The following is a 17,590-nucleotide window of genomic DNA, read 5'->3' as shown; positions in this document are numbered from 1 at the left end:
TTATGAAACAAGAAACAATTCCTGTTTATCGTTTAGAAGATTATCAACCAACGCCCTATGCTATACCTAAAACACAACTTGATTTCTGTCTGGAACCAACAAAAACTGTCGTTAAAGCGACATTGTCTATTGAACCTCGTAAAAATATAAAAGAATTAACACCTCTCGTACTTTCCGGTGATGAGCTGACATTAGTTTCTGTTACTATCAATGGCAAAGAACTAGCCAAAAATGCTTATAAAAGCACTCCTTCAAACTTAGAAATTACTGCTCCTCCCATGACTCCTTTCACATTACAATTGGTTACAAAATTGAATCCCGAAAGTAACCGTCAACTTATGGGACTTTATCTTTCAAACGGTGTCTATTGCACACAATGCGAAGCAGAAGGCTTTCGTCGCATTACTTATTTTTATGATCGTCCAGATATTCTTTCTACCTATTCAGTAAAAATTGAAGCAGATTCTCAAACGACCCCAATATTGCTTTCTAATGGTAATCTAATTGAAACAGGAACCCTTGAGAATAATCGGCATTTTGCTATTTGGGAGGACCCTTATCCAAAACCATCTTATCTCTTTGCTTTAGTTGGTGGAAATCTTGACCAACTTGAAGATCATTTTATCACTGCTTCTGGACGGCATATCAAACTTGGTATCTATGTGGAAAAAGGTAAAACTAAACAAGCAACTTATGCGATGGATGCCCTCAAACGTTCGATGCGTTGGGATGAACAGTGTTTCGGGCGTGAATACGATCTGGATGTTTTCAATATTGTTGCTGTCTCTGACTTCAATATGGGCGCAATGGAAAACAAAGGTCTCAACATCTTTAATGATAAATATGTCCTTGCAGATCCTGAAACAGCAACTGACAAAGATTATAGAAATATTGAACGCATCATTGCGCATGAATATTTCCACAATTGGACTGGTAATCGTATTACCTGTCGTGACTGGTTTCAACTTTGTTTAAAAGAAGGATTAACTGTCTACCGTGATCAGGAATTTTCTGCAGACCAAAATATACAAAGCCTGCAAAGGATTGAAAACATAAAAATGTTGAAAGCCAACCAATTTCCTGAAGATTCTGGTCCTCTAGCTCATCCTGTACGTCCTCGTCAATATAGTCAAATCAATAATTTTTATACTACAACTATCTATGAAAAAGGAGCAGAAATAGTACGCATGGTGCATACTATCTTGGGCCCTTCACTCTTTCGTAAAGGTATGGACCTCTATTTTCAACGCCATGACGGACAAGCTTGTACTATTGAAGATTTTATAGCTTGTTTTGCTGAAGTAGCGGATCAAGATTTCTCACAATTTATGCTATGGTATGAACAGGCAGGCACTCCTCATGTAGAAATTGATAGCCATTATAATGATGGTATTTTAACAATTCATGCAAAACAACATATTCCACCAACACCACAACAAAATAACAAAAAACCTATGCTTATTCCCATTGCCTTTGGTCTATTAGGACATGAGGGAAAACCACTCAACTATGAAATTGATACAACTATTCAATCAGATGTTATGTTACTATCTAAGGAAACTCAAACCTTTCAATTAAAAGGACTGCGTGAAAAACCTGTCTTATCACTCCTGCGAGATTTTTCTGCTCCTATTACTTTACAAACTCCATTTAATGAAAACGAACTGATTTTTCTTGCTCAAAATGATAGCAATCAAATCAATCGTTGGCAGTCATTGAATACTCTCATAACACAAGCCCTTATTGGAGCAATTCAAGACAAAACACTCGAAAAAGCAACCATGCCCTCTAATTTATTAAAGCTGATTGAGATTATCATCAAAGATGCAAACCTAGAACCAGAATTTCGGGCATTTTGTTTAAATTTACCAAGCGAAAGTGAACTTGCACATGCAATCGGTAATAATATCGATCCAGATCGAATCTACTATGTACGTAATCAATTTTTAGCTTCTATTGCACACACCCACCAAGAACTTTTAAAAGAATTCTATGTACAAATGCAGGTAAAAGAACCCTATTCACCAAATGCTGAGCAAACTGGGAAAAGAGCATTACGCAATATTATATTAGACTATCTCTCTATCGCCGAAGCTAATCCAAAGCGTGCTGCTACACAATATGCAGTGTCTGATAATATGACTGATCGCATTGCCAGCATAACAATTTTAGTACAACGCTTTAACAAAAGCGAACAAGCACAGGAGGCTTTAAATGATTTTGAAAATCGATATCATCACGATCCTTTGGTCATGGATAAATGGTTTTCAATTCAAGCAATGGTTGCAGGAGCATCAACACTTGATTATGTTCAAAAACTCACAAAACATCGACTTTTTTCAAAAGATAATCCTAATAGAGTACGTGCTTTGATCGGCGCTTTTGCCTCTGGTAACCAGACAGGTTTTAACAGGACTGATGGTGCATCTTATCATTTTCTTTGCCAAACTATTTTAGAAATTGATCCCAAAAATTCACAACTTGCTTCACGGCTATTAACAATTATGCGCTCTTGGAGACAATTGGAACCTATTCGACAGAAAAAACTCGAATCTGCATTAAAAACAATTGCAGCAGCACCAAAATTATCAAGCGATGTGAAAGATATCATCAATCGTACACTTGCTTAAAATAAAAATACTTATAATCAAATTATTATAATATCCTTTATCAATTAATCGACTGTCATTCTTCTGAAGCTCTTATAACAAATAACCCATAAACAGGATTTTAACCTCTTTATGGGTGATATTAAAATTCTTTTAATTTTCATAATTTATATTCATAAGAATAAAATTATTCTTTTTTTAAAAAAAAGACTAGACAGAAGACTCTTGTTTTGATTCATTAAGCTTGTTGAATTATTATGAGTACCAAAACAGTTTTCTAGTTACATTATTCATGATTCATGATTAAAGGATCCCATAAATGGCTAAATTGGACGCGTATAACGCGGCCACAAGAACGCATTCTGATTCAAAACCAAGCGCTTCAAATCGCAAGGTAGGGATATCACGTATTTCTAATTCAACTTATCAGAAACTCCTCTTTATAGAACCCTGGTTACGACGTTCTATTCCGTTCGCCATTATTATATCTCTGATTGTGCTAACAACAATACGCTTTGCATCACTGTATAATTGGCGCCATACAATCGACAAAAATGCGCGCTCCACACTCTCTCTTTTATCTTCCTATATCGTAAATAAAATTGACCGTGATTTATTGGCTTCCACTCAGCAAAAAAAAGCAGCTGTTCTTTCTCCTAATCATTTACAAAATATTCTAATAAATTTTCATCACCACAACTTCACTAGTATTAATCCTACGATAGCTATCATTGATCAAAATAGAAATGTTCTAGCCTCATCTAGTTCAGACATAATTTTAGAAAAACCTTTACAAGATTTTATTGCTGAAAATATCGATTTATGGTCTCTCAAAAAAAATACTGGAATTATAAAAATTACAATAGGAAAAGAGCCTGCTCTTGCTTCATTCAGCCAAATAGACAATAGTCAATACAGAGTATTCATTAGTGCAACTAAAAAAAATATCTATATGGAATGGCAAAAAAAATTTTCATTAAATATAACTTTATTGATAGGAACAGCCAGTATTATTCTAGTTCTTCTCTATGCTTATTATAATCAAATCATACGAGCACGTAACACAGATCTGACTTCAGAAAAAATCCAAAATCGCACTGATATGGCAATGATGCGCGGACGTTGTGGACTATGGGATTGGAATATGGCAAATGGACGCGTCTATTGGTCACGAGCAATGTACGAAATGCTTGGCTATGCACCTCAAAATGCACTCTTATCAATTTCTCAAATTACTGCTATCATTGACCCAAAAGATGCCAATTTTTTTGAGATCGCTCAAGAATTAATGAGTGGCGCAAAAAAACATATTGACATTAATGTCCCTATGCGTCACGCTGAAGGTTATTATGTATGGATGCGCATTCGTGCCGAAGTGACTGATGAAGAAGAGCCTCATTTGGTTGGTATTTCTTTTGATATTAGTGAACAACGTCAATTTGCTGAACAAACTGCACAAGCTGATCTTCGTATCCGTGATGCGATTGAAAATATTTCTGAATCTTTTGTATTGTGGGATTCAGCAGGCCGTCTGGTTATGTCTAACAGCAAATTTTGTGAATATGCTGCTATCCCTAAACAGATGCTACAATCAGGAATCGAACGTGCAACTGTTGAAGCCATGTCACGTCCTGCTATCAGTGAATATCCCCTCAAAGTGGATGAAGCTGGTAACTTAACTAGTATTCGCCAAACTGCAGATGGCTACTGGCTTAAAATTAACGAGCGACGCACACAAGATGGAGGACTTGTTTGTATTGGTACTGACATCTCTGAGCTTAAACAACAACAAGAAAAATTTGAAGATAGCGAAAGGCGTCTTTTTTCATTCATTCAAGAACTGAAACGTGCCCGAGGCAATGCTCAACAACGTGCTACAGAAGTTGAAAAACTTAACAAAAGCCTGCAAGAAGAAAAAGAGAAAGCTGAAAGTGCTAACAAAGCTAAATCAGAATTTTTAGCCAATATGTCCCATGAATTGCGTACCCCTCTTAATGCTATTCTTGGTTTTTCAGAAATCATGTTGCAATCTACCTTTGGTCCTCTCGGTTCGCAACGCTACAAAGAATATATGCATGATATTCATAATTCAGGAACTCATCTTCTAACTCTTATCAATGATATCCTTGATATGTCAAAAATCGAAGCTGGCAGATTTACTCTTGACTGTAAAAATATCAACCTTGAGCCAATTATCAGCGAAACAATTCGTACACTAACGCCACAAGCACAAGCAAAAAAGATTTCTCTTACAACAAATATTGAACCAAAACTTCATGCTGATGTTGATTGTCGTGCTATGAAACAAATTTTTCTTAATCTCATCTCTAATGCTGTTAAATTTACACCTTCTGGCGGCAGCATTGATATCCGCGCTTTTCAGAAAAATAATAACCTTATTTTTAGTATTAAAGACACAGGTGTTGGTATTCCCAAAGAAGCAATCAAAAAACTTGGAAAGCCTTTTGAACAAGTTGAAAATCAATTTACCAAAACCCATCCTGGCTCAGGCCTTGGATTAGCTATATCTCGCTCTTTATTAGAATTACATAAAGGGAAGCTTGAAATCACTTCTAAAGAAGCCAAAGGCACAATTGTAACGATTACAATGCCAATTCAACAAAATTAAATCTTTAATATTGTTCACGTTGTAGCAAAATTTGTTTGCGTTGAGTGCCCCAACGATAACCAGAAAGAGTACTATTCTTCCGTATTACACGATGGCAAGGGATTACTAACGCTAATTCATTACTTGCGCATGCATTAGCAACCGCACGATATGCTTTTGGCATATCGATCCTTTTTGCTAACTCTTCATAAGAAACTGTTTCGCCACATTGTATTTCACATAATACAGCCCAAATTTTTTTTTGAAAAGCTGTACCATTTATATCTAATGGCAAATTGTGATGTTTCATCAACTTAGGAGTTTCAACCATTGCTATGATACATGCCATTTCTTGATTCAACACACTGTTATTAATATTTTGTTTTATATTGGTAAAGCGCATCCTCAATTCCTGTAACAATTGCCCAATTTCATCGCCTAAAGCAATATAACAAATACCCTTATGAGATTTCGCTACCAAAAGACTTCCTATAGATGTCTCTCTTACCGTCACAACAACTGCATCCTGCCTGCTCTTATTTTTAGGTCTTTTCATTATGTCTACATCTTGTAACATCGTTAAATCCAAAGAAATTCCCTAAAAAACTAAATCTGGACCTATAAAAAAATGATCTTTATTTCAATATTTCAATGAAACCAACCTTTCTCACATGAAAATCTGATATAGTCTATAGAATATTCTAATCCTAGAAATGAAGCTTATAATAACATCTTGTAAACATTAAACTCTCTCTACCTTAGTAAGGTGCGTCAAACCTCACCTCAGTCTTATCGAATACAGATATGGATGTAAGATGTAATAATTGAAAAGAAAGCACTGAAAATAATGATACTACTTAATTACATATAATAAGCGTTGTATGTTAAAATAATAAATGTACCTAATATACTGAACATACATCATCAAAGATGTAAATGCTGGGATAGCATATAATGTGGTAACATTCACTTTTTCTATCTTACCTCCTATAATAAATTTATTTTCTTTTGAAAAAATTTGAATGCACATAACACATACATCCATAGTCTTAACAATTTCAGTTTTTCTTGTGCCATGATAGAGACAGAAGAGCTACCTAGAAATTTGCTTCTTTCAGCATTTGCATGGACTTTTATAATTTATGAAATAAATAACATAGTTATTGTAAAATATATAATTATTACATAGCTTACTTATATCTTATATTGTATAAATTTTTATCATACGTGAAGTATTATTTCTCTTTGAAATACAATTTTTACATATAAAATGCAAAACGCGCATATTGGAGAATTGAACATAGAAATAAATTATAAGCAGTTTTATTAATAATTACCTTTAGTCAGTAGAAAAGGGAATAATTGCTTAAGAGGAAGATTATATATCCGATGAGTCTATCTGATTTATTAATCAAAGAAAAGAATAAATAGTATTATAATATTCACGATTTATTTTAACATACATTAAATTTTTTTATACTCAAAAATTAATTTATAACTACTAAGAGTATTACATCTAAATTTCCATTACTTTTGTAAAAATTGTACGTACTGATTGTCCTATTTCTTCAATTAATTTTTCGACACGTGGTAAATCAGGCTCACCAATACTGCGCAACAAAAGATCGCTCAGTCCAGGTGGCATATCATCAGAATTAAGGGAATCATTTAAACAAAGACGTATAATTTGACTCAAATTCGTATAAATACAATAAGCGTAATGTAAATCAGAAATGAATGATTGTCTTAGAAATTTTGGTGGTAGATGGGAAAGAATATCAGCTGTAGTCGTTCCAATTTGAAAATCAATGACATGAGTTATAAGGGCAAATTGAGCAATAAATTCAATATCCATAATACCACCAGGTACAGTTTTCAAATCCCATCGATTTGCCGGTGGCTTTTCTTTTTCAATTAAAGCACGCATTTCACGCACTTCTTTTGCAACCCTCTTTTTATCACAAGGAAGTGCAATAATTGCCCGTATTTCATTTTCTAACTTTTGCAAAAAATCAGTATCTCCGGCTACACCCCTCGCACGGGTTAAGGCAAGATGTTCCCATATCCAAGCTTCCTGGCGCTGATATTTTGTAAAAACCTGGAAGGGAACAGCTATAGGCCCCTTATTGCCTAATGGCCGTAATCTTAAATCAACAGTATAAAGAACTCCTTGATTTGTAGAAGCAGATAAAGCAGAAACAAAACGCTGTGTTAGACGCGTATAATATTGAGAAACATGGAGCGGCTTTTCTCCATCAGACATTTCTATATCTTCATCATACTCATAAAGTAAAATAAGATCGACATCCGATCCTGCAGTTAATTCATAGCTTCCAAGCTTACCCATACCCAATATGCCAATACGTCCCCCTTTAATATGGCCATGGTGGCGAAAAAATTCTTCTTGAACAGCAGTAAGCGTTTTTGCAATCATGAGATCAGCAAGCGCAGTAAAAGCAAAACCTGCTCTATCTCCCTTAATTGTACCATTCAAAAGTCGAATACCAATCAAAAAACGCTGTTCACCAGCAAAAATCCTTAAATGATCAAGAATTTCTTCATAAGTAGTTACATCTTCAAGAAAATATTTCAGACGATTTTCTAAGTAATTCTTTGTTGGCAATTCTGAAAAAATTGCTGGATCCAGCATCCCATCAAAAACATGCGGTGTACGTGTAATAATCTCCGCAAGCCGCGGTGCAGCACCCATAATACAAACCAACATATCTAAAAGGGGTGGATTAGATTGTAATAAACTAAAAAGCTGTATCCCCGAAGGCAAACCTTGCAAAAAACTATCAAAACGCAACATTGCCTCATCTGCTCTTTTGGTAGCACCAAAAGCTTTTAAAAGTGCTGGTGTAAGCTCTGTTAATCTTTCACGCGCCTCAGCAGATTGAGTAGCCCTATAACGCCCACAATGCAACGTCCGCATAATACGACAAATATCGCTTGCCCTTTCAAAGCCTAAACGATTTAATGTAATAAGTGTTTCAGGATCATCTTCCTCACCTGTAAAAACCAAATTGCCAATTTCCAAGCCAAGTTCTTGCTCATGCTCAAACAGTGCAGCATAATGCTCTTCAACTATCAGAAGTGTTTCTAATAAATCGCGAATAAAACAGCTACTCTCTTGATATCCCATCAAATATGCAACGCTCGTAAATCGAGAAACTTCCTCTGGCAAAATATGCGTTTGTTCATCTGCAAGCATTTGAATACGATGTTCAACATTACGTAAAAAAGCATAGCTTTTTAAAAGACTATCTTTAATTTCCTCTCCGATCCAACCAAGATTGCAAAGCTCTGCCAACATCTTAACTGTTTCACGCCCACGTAATTGAGGTAAGCGTCCTCCAGCAATTAACTGTTGTGTTTGCACAAAAAACTCAATCTCACGAATACCACCTCGTCCTAACTTGATATTATGACCATAAGCAGCAATTTGCCCATAATTTTTACAGGCATGAATTTGGCGTTTAATAGAATGAATATCAGCAATAGCTGCATAGTCTAAATATTTTCGCCATATATAAGGAGAAAGTTCTTTCAGAAAGCTAAAGCCTGCATTAATATCACCTGCCACTGGACGTGCTTTAATCATAGCTGCACGTTCCCAATTTTGACCACGCCCTTCATAATAACGCAGAGCAGTCCTAACGGGTAATGCCAAAGGTGTTGAACCTGGATCCGGTCGGAGTCGCAAATCGAGCCGAAAAACATATCCTTCAGCAGTACGTTCTTGAATGATACGGATTAATCGGCGCACCATCTTTGAAAATATATCAATACTTTTTTCATACAGATTACCAATATAAGGTGACATTTCATCAATTAAAATAATAAGATCAATATCAGAAGAGTAATTAAGTTCTTCAGCACCAAACTTTCCCATACCTAAAACAATTAAACCACAATCTTTCTCTGGTGTATCACGGCTAGATAAACCTATTTTTCCGCAATCATGTGCCTCTCTCAAAAGAAAACGTAAAGCCGCACCTAATGCTGCTTCACCAAGACGTGTTAGCCACGCACAAGAAACCTTGTAATTAAAAACACGACCTAAATCAGCTAAAGCAATAAGAGTATGTGCTTCTCTTTTTTTGCGCCTTAAAGCCGCCATTAATGAAGTTTCATGAATCATTTCAATTCTATCAGTGGCAGCAATATCTTCTATAATTTCACTCAATCTTGTTTCTATATCAACAGTCAATAAAGGACTGAGATAAGAGGGATTTGCGATCAAAACTCCACGCAAAAAAGGAGATAAAGTCATGACCGCACTGATAAAATCAACTTGCTCTCCTCCATTTACAATATAGGAAACCAATGGTTCTAAATTTTCTTTCCTTGCTTGTTCTTCAATATCTTTCAGCCATTGTGAACCACTCTCATCAAGAGGACGTAAAGGGACAAGCCGTGTTTTTAAAAAAGCTGTTTTCATCTGCATTCCATCAAGAAAGCATTTTAATTTTCATTTTATTGCATTACAAAATTAGAAAAAAAACAATATTCATTTTAAAAAATGATAAGGTAACAACAATATTAAGGAAACAACAAAACAGCTCTCAATCCTGGATTTGCGTTTTCAAGTAACAATTCGCCTCCATGAAGTTTCATAACAGCTTTTGCTATACTCAAACCAATACCAAAACCAGGTTGTGTGCGACTTTCTTCAAGACGGACAAACCGTTCTGTTACTTTTTCACGTTTATCTTCTGCAATTCCTGGACCATTATCACTAACCACAACTAACAAACGTTCGCCATCACATTCCATTGACAAAAAAACCTCTGCCTTCTTTTCACCTATAGATGCATATTTGATTGCATTATCAATAAGATTAAAAATTGATTGTGTGATAAGTTCACGATTCAGCTTGAGCTTTTTATCAAAAATATGTCCCAATCGAAGCAAAACACTAGCTTCTTCAGCAAAGGGCTCATAAAATTCAACAGCATCTTCAAGAATCAATTTTATATTTATTATCTCAAGATTCTCAATTAAACTACCTGCTTCAATACGTGAAATCATTAAAATAGCACTAAAAGTACGAATGAGATAATCCGATTCAGCAATAACATCATCGAGAACCTGTCGATATTCAAACTCTGTTTTCTTCCCCAAAAGTGCTTCTTCAGCACGATTTCTGAGACGTGTTAGCGGCGTCTTAAGATCATGAGCAATATTATCTGATACCTGGCGCAAACCAGTGTTTAATTCTTCAATACGATCTAACATAACATTAAGATTAGCTGACAATCGATCGAACTCATCACCCGCACCAGAGACAGGTAAACGTCCACTAAAATCACCATTCATCAAACGCTGTGATGCAGCTGTTACATGATCAATCCTTTGCAAAGCCCGCCTACCAATAAAAAACCATATTAATAAAGCACCTCCAACCATCGCTGCAAGAGCAATCATAACAGCTTTACGAATAACTGTCACAAAACGTTCTGGCTCATCCAAATCTCGTCCAACAAGAAGCTTCATAGCATTGGGCAAATCGATAATAACCGCTAAAGCACGGTGTTTATTTAGTTCATTTATTTGACCATTTTCTCCAAAACGTGAATATAAAAAAGAATGAGAAAGAAAGCCATCATGCTGAAGGAGACCAGGTTCAATATGAGCAACATTGCCTGTTAAAACACGACCCGTTGGATCAGTGACAAGATAAAGAAAAGCACCTGGTTGTCGTGAACGATAATCAATAGTACGCATTAATAAAGGTAGCCCACCATAATTATAAGCGCTTTCAATGTTCCTTAATTCTTCACGTAAAGCCTGTTCCGTTTGGTCTGTCAGTAATGAAATAGCGAATGCTGTCATATAAAGAGAAAGTCCCGCTGCAACCAGCCCAAAAAGCAAAATATAGAGTGCAGAAAGCCTCAGCGCAGTCGTGCGCATCATGTTAATTAAACGGTTCATATTTTTTTGTCTGGTGCCTTCAGCATATACCCCGCCCCACGCACTGTATGCAAAAGTGGAACATCAAAATCTTTTTCAATTTTTGCTCTTAAACGAGATATATGAACATCAATAACATTTGTTTGTGGATCAAAATGGTAATCCCAAACATTTTCCAAAAGCATTGTACGAGTGACAACCTGACCAGAATATCGCATTAAATATTCAAGCAAACGAAATTCACGTGGTTGCAATACAATATTTTTTTCACCACGTTTTACTATATGCGCTAACCGATCAAGCTCAAGGTCGCCAACACAATAAACAGTTTCTGCTTCTTTAGGATTTTTTCGTCGTTGCAAAACTTCAACACGCGCAAGAAGTTCAGAAAAAGCATAAGGTTTCGTTAGATAATCATCTCCCCCTGCACGTAAACCGGTTATACGATCGTCAACCTGACTTAAAGCAGAAAGAATAAGAACTGGTGTTTCGTTGCCTTTTGCGCGTAGCCCAGCAACAATGGAAAGACCATCACGATGCGGAAGCATGCGATCAACAACCATCACGTCATAATCTATTGTTTCGGCCAAAGTATAACCAGTATCTCCATCATAAGCAATATCAGCTGCATGTCCTGCTTCCAAAAACGCTTTCTCGAGATAACGCCCTGTCTCACGATCATCTTCGATAATGAGTATTTTCATAAAACGCACCTCCATTATTTATTAAATGATTAATGGAACAGAAACCTTAGCAAGTTTCTGTTCTACTTTTCATAAACGTTATTTTTTTAGAATTGGAAGAGCAATAAAACGATTTTGATCATTTGTACGCACTTGCAATAATATTGCATTTCGTCCTAGTTTTTTTGCATCCTTGATTGCATCAATAATATCAGACGCCTTTTTGACAGATCTATTATTAACCGTTACGATAACATCGCCAGAGCGTATACCTCTATCAGCTGCATCTGCATCCGAATCCACGTCAGTTACAACCAATCCCACACCATCATCAGAAGGAGCTACAATCAAACCGTAATCTTCCAATGTTTCATCCAAATTACCGTGCTCGCTTGAATATTTTGATGTCTCTCTCTTCCCTTCATCTGCTGGCATTGTATCAAGCTTAACCTTGATACTTTCCTCTTTACCAGATCTCCAGATTCCTAAAGTAACAGTTTCTCCAGGTGTAGTGTTTGCAATACGCTTTGCTAGATCACGTGCATCATTAATTTTTTCGCCATTGACCGCAATAATTACATCACCTGCTTTAATACCGGCCTTTGCTGCTGGCCCTTTGAGCGGATCAGTAATTAAAGCACCTTTAGCTTCTTTTAAACCAATTGAATCAGAAATTTCTTTCGTCACAGGCTGAATTTGAACACCTATCCAACCCCGCCGAACGGAACCTTTTTCCATAAGTTGTTTCACAACCTGTTTCGCTGTTGCCGAAGGAATAGCAAAAGCAATTCCCACATTCCCGCCAGAAGGGGAAAAAATTGCTGTATTAATTCCAACAACCTGTCCATTAAGATTAAAAGTCGGACCACCAGAATTACCACGATTAACAGCAGCATCAATCTGAATAAAATCATCATAAACACCAGCACCAATATCACGTCCACGCGCAGAAACAATACCTGCTGTTACAGTCCCACCAAGGCCAAATGGATTCCCAACAGCAACAACCCAATCACCAACATGAATTGTTGAATCATCTGCAAAATCAACATATGGAAACTTTCGTTTATCATTTACTTTTAATACCGCAAGATCAGTTCGGGGATCTGCTCCAATAAGTTTTGCCTCAAGTTCTGCACCGTCATCAAGAATAATAGAATAGCTCGTTCCATCGGCAATTACATGATGATTGGTAACAATATAACCATCAGAGGAGATAAAAAAACCAGATCCAAAGGCTATAGGACGAAATTTACGGGAACGATTTAAAGGCTTATTATTAGGGAGAGTATGATTATAAAAATCTTTAAAAAATCTTTTCAAAGGATGTTGATCTGGCAACTGATCAATCCCTGGACTACTAAAAAAATTACTAAAGAACCGTTCTTCTTTCTTAGCATTACTCTTCACTTGCACTGAAACAACAGCTGGCTTTACTTTAGATACAACATCTGCAAACCCTTGTTGCTGTACTGAAGGAACAAATACAGGATTTGCATTGGTAGTTGTCACCCAAAAATTTGATCCACTAAAAAACATCGTACTTGCTAAAAATACAGAACAGCTTACTGTCGTTAACATCGTACGAAAATTTGATTTGACCATTTTTTATGCTCCTATTCAGTAATATTTTCTCATATTGAAATTGACAATAAAACAGTAAATCTTACCGTTTTCTGTCTAAATTATTAAAGTTTTGTAAAGTCGATGATAAATAACATTCAGATGATGATAAATCTAAACTATTAGTTTAAATTCCTTGCTCTTCTTTTCTCCACACAATATTCATTTTAATTTCAAAAACATTATGAACAGCTTCTATTCATTAGCATCAAAAGTAATGAATGTCTTTCTGCTTATCCACCTTATTCGAAATAAAATGAAACCTAGACCAATAATAATTATTATCAGAGGAGATAACCATAAAAGCCACGTCATTTTATTAAATGGCGGCGTTAGTAAAATAAATTCACCATATCGCTCAACAAGAAAATTAATAACCTGCTGGTCATTATCACCTGCTTTCAAGCGTTCACGAACCAAAAGACGTAAATCACGTGCTGATGAAGTATCTGAATCATCAATTGATTGATTTTGACAAACTGGACAACGCAAATATGATGAAATATCACGAGCACGCGCTTCGAGTACTGAATCCATTAAAATCTCATCTGGCTCTACTCCTCTCACCAATTGCATAGAAAAAATAAGAACAAAGAATGTAAAAGTCCAAAAGAAAAGCCTCCTCATCTTGATCCCTTTACAATATTTTTAAAGCCAAAAGTTATCCATCGCAACCGACCCACACGCACCCAATGACTTAAAAGAGAAAAGCCACCCCCTACTGCCATCATGAACGCACCAAACCAAATACATATCACGTAAGGTTTCCACCATATATGCACAACAAGCCCTTGATCATTTATACGACCAGGAGCAATATAAAATTGGGAAAAACCATGACTTTGAATACCAACTTCCGTCGTTGATATATTTTGACTTGAATAAAAACGCTTCGATGCTATTATATTACTTATCAAATTTTTGTCCTCATATATTTTAAAACCAAATTGTATTGCGGAGTAATTCGAACCTGCAATATTACGAACTTCATCAAAACAAATAGTCTTACCAGCTATCGTAACCGTATCTCTTATTTGCATAATTAAAATACGTTCTTGCCCAAAAGTTGCAACACAGATAATGCCAAATAACGTAACTCCTAATCCCATATGTGCCAACGCAGCACCAAAAACAGACAATGGTAACCTAAAAAATCTCTTAGCCCGCACCAAAAAAGGAACCTTGTGATAACCACTCTTGCCCCAAAGATCAGCTAAACCACCCAAAAAAACAAAAACTGCAAGTCCAACGCCTAAAGCTGCAAAAATATCACGTAAAGAATCTAGATAAAATGTTATAAAACAGGCTATACAAGCCAATGCAAATACACACCACAATCGTTCGAAAACTGCAAAAAAATCACCACGTTTCCAAGCTATCATCGGACCGAATGGAACAAATAACAAGAGTATCATCATTAAAGGTCCAAATGTAAGATTAAAAAAAACAGGACCTACAGAGATTTTTTGTCCCGTTAATGCCTCAAAAAAATAAGGATAAAGTGTACCAATTAAAACTGTTGCTGTTGCTGTTGTGAGAAACAAATTATTTAAAATAATAAAACCCTCACGCGAAATTGGATGAAAAAATCCCCTTTTTTTCAAAATAGGCATACGTATAGCAAAAAGAAGAAGAGCTCCTCCCGTGAAAAAAAACAAAATAGCAAGAATTGCCTTCCCACGTGCTGGATCAACAGCAAAACTATGAATAGACATTAAAATACCGGAACGAACGAGAAAAGTTCCCATAAGAGAAAGAGAAAAAGTAATAATAGCTAAAAATAAGGTCCAGCTTTTCAATAAATTTCGTTTTTCAAAAATAATCACTGAATGTAAAAGGGCAGTTCCTGAAAGCCAAGGCATTAATGAAACATTTTCAACCGGATCCCAAAACCAATAACCACCCCAACCTAATTCATAATAAGCCCAATAAGACCCAACCATGATACCAACTGTCAAAAAAATCCATGCAAGCAAAACCCATGGCCGTATCCAATACGCCCAAACCTTGTCAACATATCCTATAATCAATGCAGCTATTGAAAAAGAAAAACAGACCGCAAAACCAACATAGCCCAAATAAAGAAGTGGGGGATGAATTACTAAAGAAATATCCTGTAAAACAGGATTAAGATCTTTTCCCTGCAATACCGGTGGATTAACACGTATAAATGGATTAGATATAAAAAGAATAAACAAAAGAAAAGCACTTGTGATCCAACTTTGGCAACCTAAAACTAATGCTTTAAACTGTTCTGGTAATTGTTGAGAAAACAATGCAATCAATATACTAAAAAAACCTAAAAGCAAAACCCATAATAACATTGATCCTTCATGGTTACCCCACACACCAACGATTTTATAAAGCATTGGCTTTTCTGAATGAGAATTCTCAACAACATTAAGAACAGAAAAATCAGATACAATATAAGCGTAAACAATAATCAAAAAAGATAAGAGCAATAATATAAAAATGACATATGCTAGCGGCACAGCCAATTGCATCAATAAACGCTTTTGCTGTAAAACACCAAATGTTGGTAAGAATGCCTGCAACAAACTAACTGCAAATGCTGCAGCTAAAAAAAGATGACCCAATTCAACTAGCACAATCGAATTGCCTCTTCATATTCTGACACTTGTTCACACGATCAGCCATTTCTCTAGACATATAAATCTCATCATGTTTTGCCAAAATACGCGTCCCTATAAAAAGTCTTTGTTTGTTGAAATATCCCTCCACAATAACACCTTGTCCTTCACGAAAAAGATCAGGTAATATGCCAGTAAAAACAACCTTTTCATGTTTTAAACCATCAGTCACAAAAAATGTAACTTGCATCTTCCCACTGTATTCAACAGTTCCTTTTTTAACAAAACCACCTAAACGTAAAGGACGACCTGTTAAAATATCTTCCCTTGTAATTTCAGATGGCATTCGAAAAAAATTCACTGTATTACGGATCGCATACAATACAAAACCCGTCGCAATTGCAATAACAAAAAGACATAATAAAATCGTGATCAGTCGGTTTTTTTTTCGCTTCCTTAAAACAAGCTCAAGTGAAGAAAAATCCTTTAAAGGTGGACTGCTCATAGCCTACTCATGAAAAATATTTTCATCAATCCGTGTTGTATACATGCCCTATCTTCTAATGAAATAGCTTTATATATAAGTAAAACTTATTATACATATTTTTACCATCCCTGAATAAACTCATCTGATTATGTAACTGTAAATTAGTCCAAATCTTGCTCTTCAGAGACACCACGTAACTGAATAATCATTTCTTCAACACGCGATCTTCCTTTAACAACCTTAGGCATTTTATTAAGGAAATTTTGTAAAAGCTGAATCGCTTGAGAAGATCGGCCTGCCTGATGAAAAGCATTCGCTAAAAGTAAATGAGGATAAAAATCATTTGGTGCTAAATTGACTGCCTTTTGAAAAACATCCTGTGCTTCTTGCGTAATTATTCCTCCTTCGTAACCAACCAATGCTAGACCATACCCCACCAACCTTGGAGCTGTTTCTCCATTTAAGTGAAGTGCATCTAAATAGGTATTCACAGCCTCCTGAAAAAGACCTTCTTCAAGATACCCTACTGCCAATGCATCTGCTATATTCCCATCATAAGGCATACGAAAAAAAAGAACCTGTAAACGGACAAGCCTTTCATACCGATTTAATGTCTTGGGATCCTTCCCCATCAATTCACTAAAAAAATAACTTTTCACTCCTGGATTACCCGTCAGACTATAAACACTGCATGTTACAAAGAAAATAAATAAAAGACTCAACACTGTAAGTGCACAAAAAATTTTGGAATTTTTACAAAGCTTTCGTATATTTTTTTTGTCAAAATTATTATGTTTAAAATTAGCTTCATTTTCACAGTTTTGGCTTTGATTAATACTCAAAGAAAAAACTTTCTCTTGCTTTGTCCCACAATTAAAAAAAAGAAAAACAATAATTATCAAAAAAGTAACAAAAAATCCACCCAGAATTAATAATAGCATATTACTTTAACACCAGGAAATTAAAAAACTAAAACCAATTTCTTTCAGATTCTTATTAACTGTAGCACTTATATATAGAGGCATCGAACTTCCATCAGCATTGCAGCATCACGCTATTATAAACTGTTTTCG

General features: G+C 35.6%; 11 protein-coding genes. 2 read left to right on the top strand and 9 right to left on the bottom strand.

Going from position 1 to position 17,590, the window contains the following annotated elements; genetic code table 11:
• Positions 1-2: 2 nt before the first annotated feature.
• Entirely contained in the window at positions 3-2,630 is a 2,628-nt protein-coding gene (gene pepN / locus T420_RS0101930) for an aminopeptidase N (protein ID WP_013544746.1), read from the top strand.
• 298 nt (positions 2,631-2,928) lie between these two features.
• Entirely contained in the window at positions 2,929-5,238 is a 2,310-nt protein-coding gene (locus tag T420_RS0101925; protein ID WP_013544745.1) for a PAS domain-containing sensor histidine kinase, read from the top strand.
• A 4-nt stretch (positions 5,239-5,242) separates the two neighbouring features.
• On the opposite strand, the gene T420_RS0101920 is transcribed toward T420_RS0101925, so the two are convergent.
• From T420_RS0101920 to T420_RS0101880, 9 genes are all read right to left on the bottom strand, one after another.
• Complete coding sequence (locus tag T420_RS0101920) at positions 5,243-5,773, bottom strand: methylated-DNA--[protein]-cysteine S-methyltransferase (protein WP_049785201.1); 531 nt, start codon at positions 5,771-5,773, stop codon at positions 5,243-5,245.
• A gap of 960 nt (positions 5,774-6,733) precedes the next feature.
• A complete protein-coding gene (locus T420_RS0101915; protein ID WP_013544742.1) occupies positions 6,734-9,661 on the bottom strand; it encodes a bifunctional [glutamine synthetase] adenylyltransferase/[glutamine synthetase]-adenylyl-L-tyrosine phosphorylase in 2,928 nt (975 codons plus the stop codon).
• 101 nt (positions 9,662-9,762) lie between these two features.
• Positions 9,763-11,154, bottom strand: coding sequence for a sensor histidine kinase (locus T420_RS0101910; protein WP_013544741.1), 1,392 nt, complete (start codon positions 11,152-11,154; stop codon positions 9,763-9,765).
• The gene (locus T420_RS0101905) at positions 11,151-11,837 is read right to left on the bottom strand and encodes a response regulator transcription factor (RefSeq protein WP_013544740.1); all 687 of its coding nucleotides are present in this window, start codon (positions 11,835-11,837) and stop codon (positions 11,151-11,153) included. Before T420_RS0101905 ends, T420_RS0101910 begins: the two co-directional genes overlap by 4 nt.
• A gap of 78 nt (positions 11,838-11,915) precedes the next feature.
• Positions 11,916-13,397: a Do family serine endopeptidase gene (locus T420_RS0101900; protein ID WP_423775981.1), complete on the bottom strand. Its 1,482-nt coding sequence runs from the start codon at positions 13,395-13,397 to the stop codon at positions 11,916-11,918.
• A gap of 237 nt (positions 13,398-13,634) precedes the next feature.
• Positions 13,635-14,066: a cytochrome c-type biogenesis protein gene (locus T420_RS0101895; RefSeq protein ID WP_013544737.1), complete on the bottom strand. Its 432-nt coding sequence runs from the start codon at positions 14,064-14,066 to the stop codon at positions 13,635-13,637.
• Positions 14,063-16,048: a heme lyase CcmF/NrfE family subunit gene (locus T420_RS0101890; protein WP_026501092.1), complete on the bottom strand. Its 1,986-nt coding sequence runs from the start codon at positions 16,046-16,048 to the stop codon at positions 14,063-14,065. Before T420_RS0101890 ends, T420_RS0101895 begins: the two co-directional genes overlap by 4 nt.
• Positions 16,038-16,535 carry a cytochrome c maturation protein CcmE gene (ccmE, locus tag T420_RS0101885; RefSeq protein WP_013544735.1) on the bottom strand — a complete coding sequence of 166 codons (498 nt, stop codon included), beginning with the start codon at positions 16,533-16,535 and terminating at the stop codon, positions 16,038-16,040. Before ccmE ends, T420_RS0101890 begins: the two co-directional genes overlap by 11 nt.
• Positions 16,536-16,678: 143 nt before the next feature.
• Complete coding sequence (locus T420_RS0101880; RefSeq protein ID WP_026501091.1) at positions 16,679-17,458, bottom strand: cytochrome C biogenesis protein CycH; 780 nt, start codon at positions 17,456-17,458, stop codon at positions 16,679-16,681.
• Positions 17,459-17,590 lie beyond the last annotated feature (132 nt).

Origin of the sequence: Bartonella clarridgeiae ATCC 51734 (assembly GCF_000518185.1) — a bacterium.
In the GTDB taxonomy this organism is placed as follows: domain Bacteria; phylum Pseudomonadota; class Alphaproteobacteria; order Rhizobiales; family Rhizobiaceae; genus Bartonella; species Bartonella clarridgeiae.
The sequence above is the reverse complement of the archived record's forward strand: the minus strand, read 5'-3'. Positions and strand labels throughout refer to the sequence as shown.

Excerpts from the sequence above, each read along its gene's own strand:
- T420_RS0101880 (WP_026501091.1), bottom strand. The coding sequence starts at position 17,458 with ATGCTATTATTAATTCTGGGTGGATTTTTTGTTACTTTTTTGATAATT.
- T420_RS0101915 (WP_013544742.1), bottom strand. The coding sequence starts at position 9,661 with ATGAAAACAGCTTTTTTAAAAACACGGCTTGTCCCTTTACGTCCTCTT.
- T420_RS0101910 (WP_013544741.1), bottom strand. The coding sequence starts at position 11,154 with ATGAACCGTTTAATTAACATGATGCGCACGACTGCGCTGAGGCTTTCT.
- pepN (WP_013544746.1), top strand. The coding sequence starts at position 3 with ATGAAACAAGAAACAATTCCTGTTTATCGTTTAGAAGATTATCAACCA.
- T420_RS0101895 (WP_013544737.1), bottom strand. The coding sequence starts at position 14,066 with ATGAGGAGGCTTTTCTTTTGGACTTTTACATTCTTTGTTCTTATTTTT.
- T420_RS0101905 (WP_013544740.1), bottom strand. The coding sequence starts at position 11,837 with ATGAAAATACTCATTATCGAAGATGATCGTGAGACAGGGCGTTATCTC.
- ccmE (WP_013544735.1), bottom strand. The coding sequence starts at position 16,535 with ATGAGCAGTCCACCTTTAAAGGATTTTTCTTCACTTGAGCTTGTTTTA.
- T420_RS0101900 (WP_423775981.1), bottom strand. The coding sequence starts at position 13,397 with ATGTTAACGACAGTAAGCTGTTCTGTATTTTTAGCAAGTACGATGTTT.
- T420_RS0101925 (WP_013544745.1), top strand. The coding sequence starts at position 2,929 with ATGGCTAAATTGGACGCGTATAACGCGGCCACAAGAACGCATTCTGAT.
- T420_RS0101920 (WP_049785201.1), bottom strand. The coding sequence starts at position 5,773 with ATGAAAAGACCTAAAAATAAGAGCAGGCAGGATGCAGTTGTTGTGACG.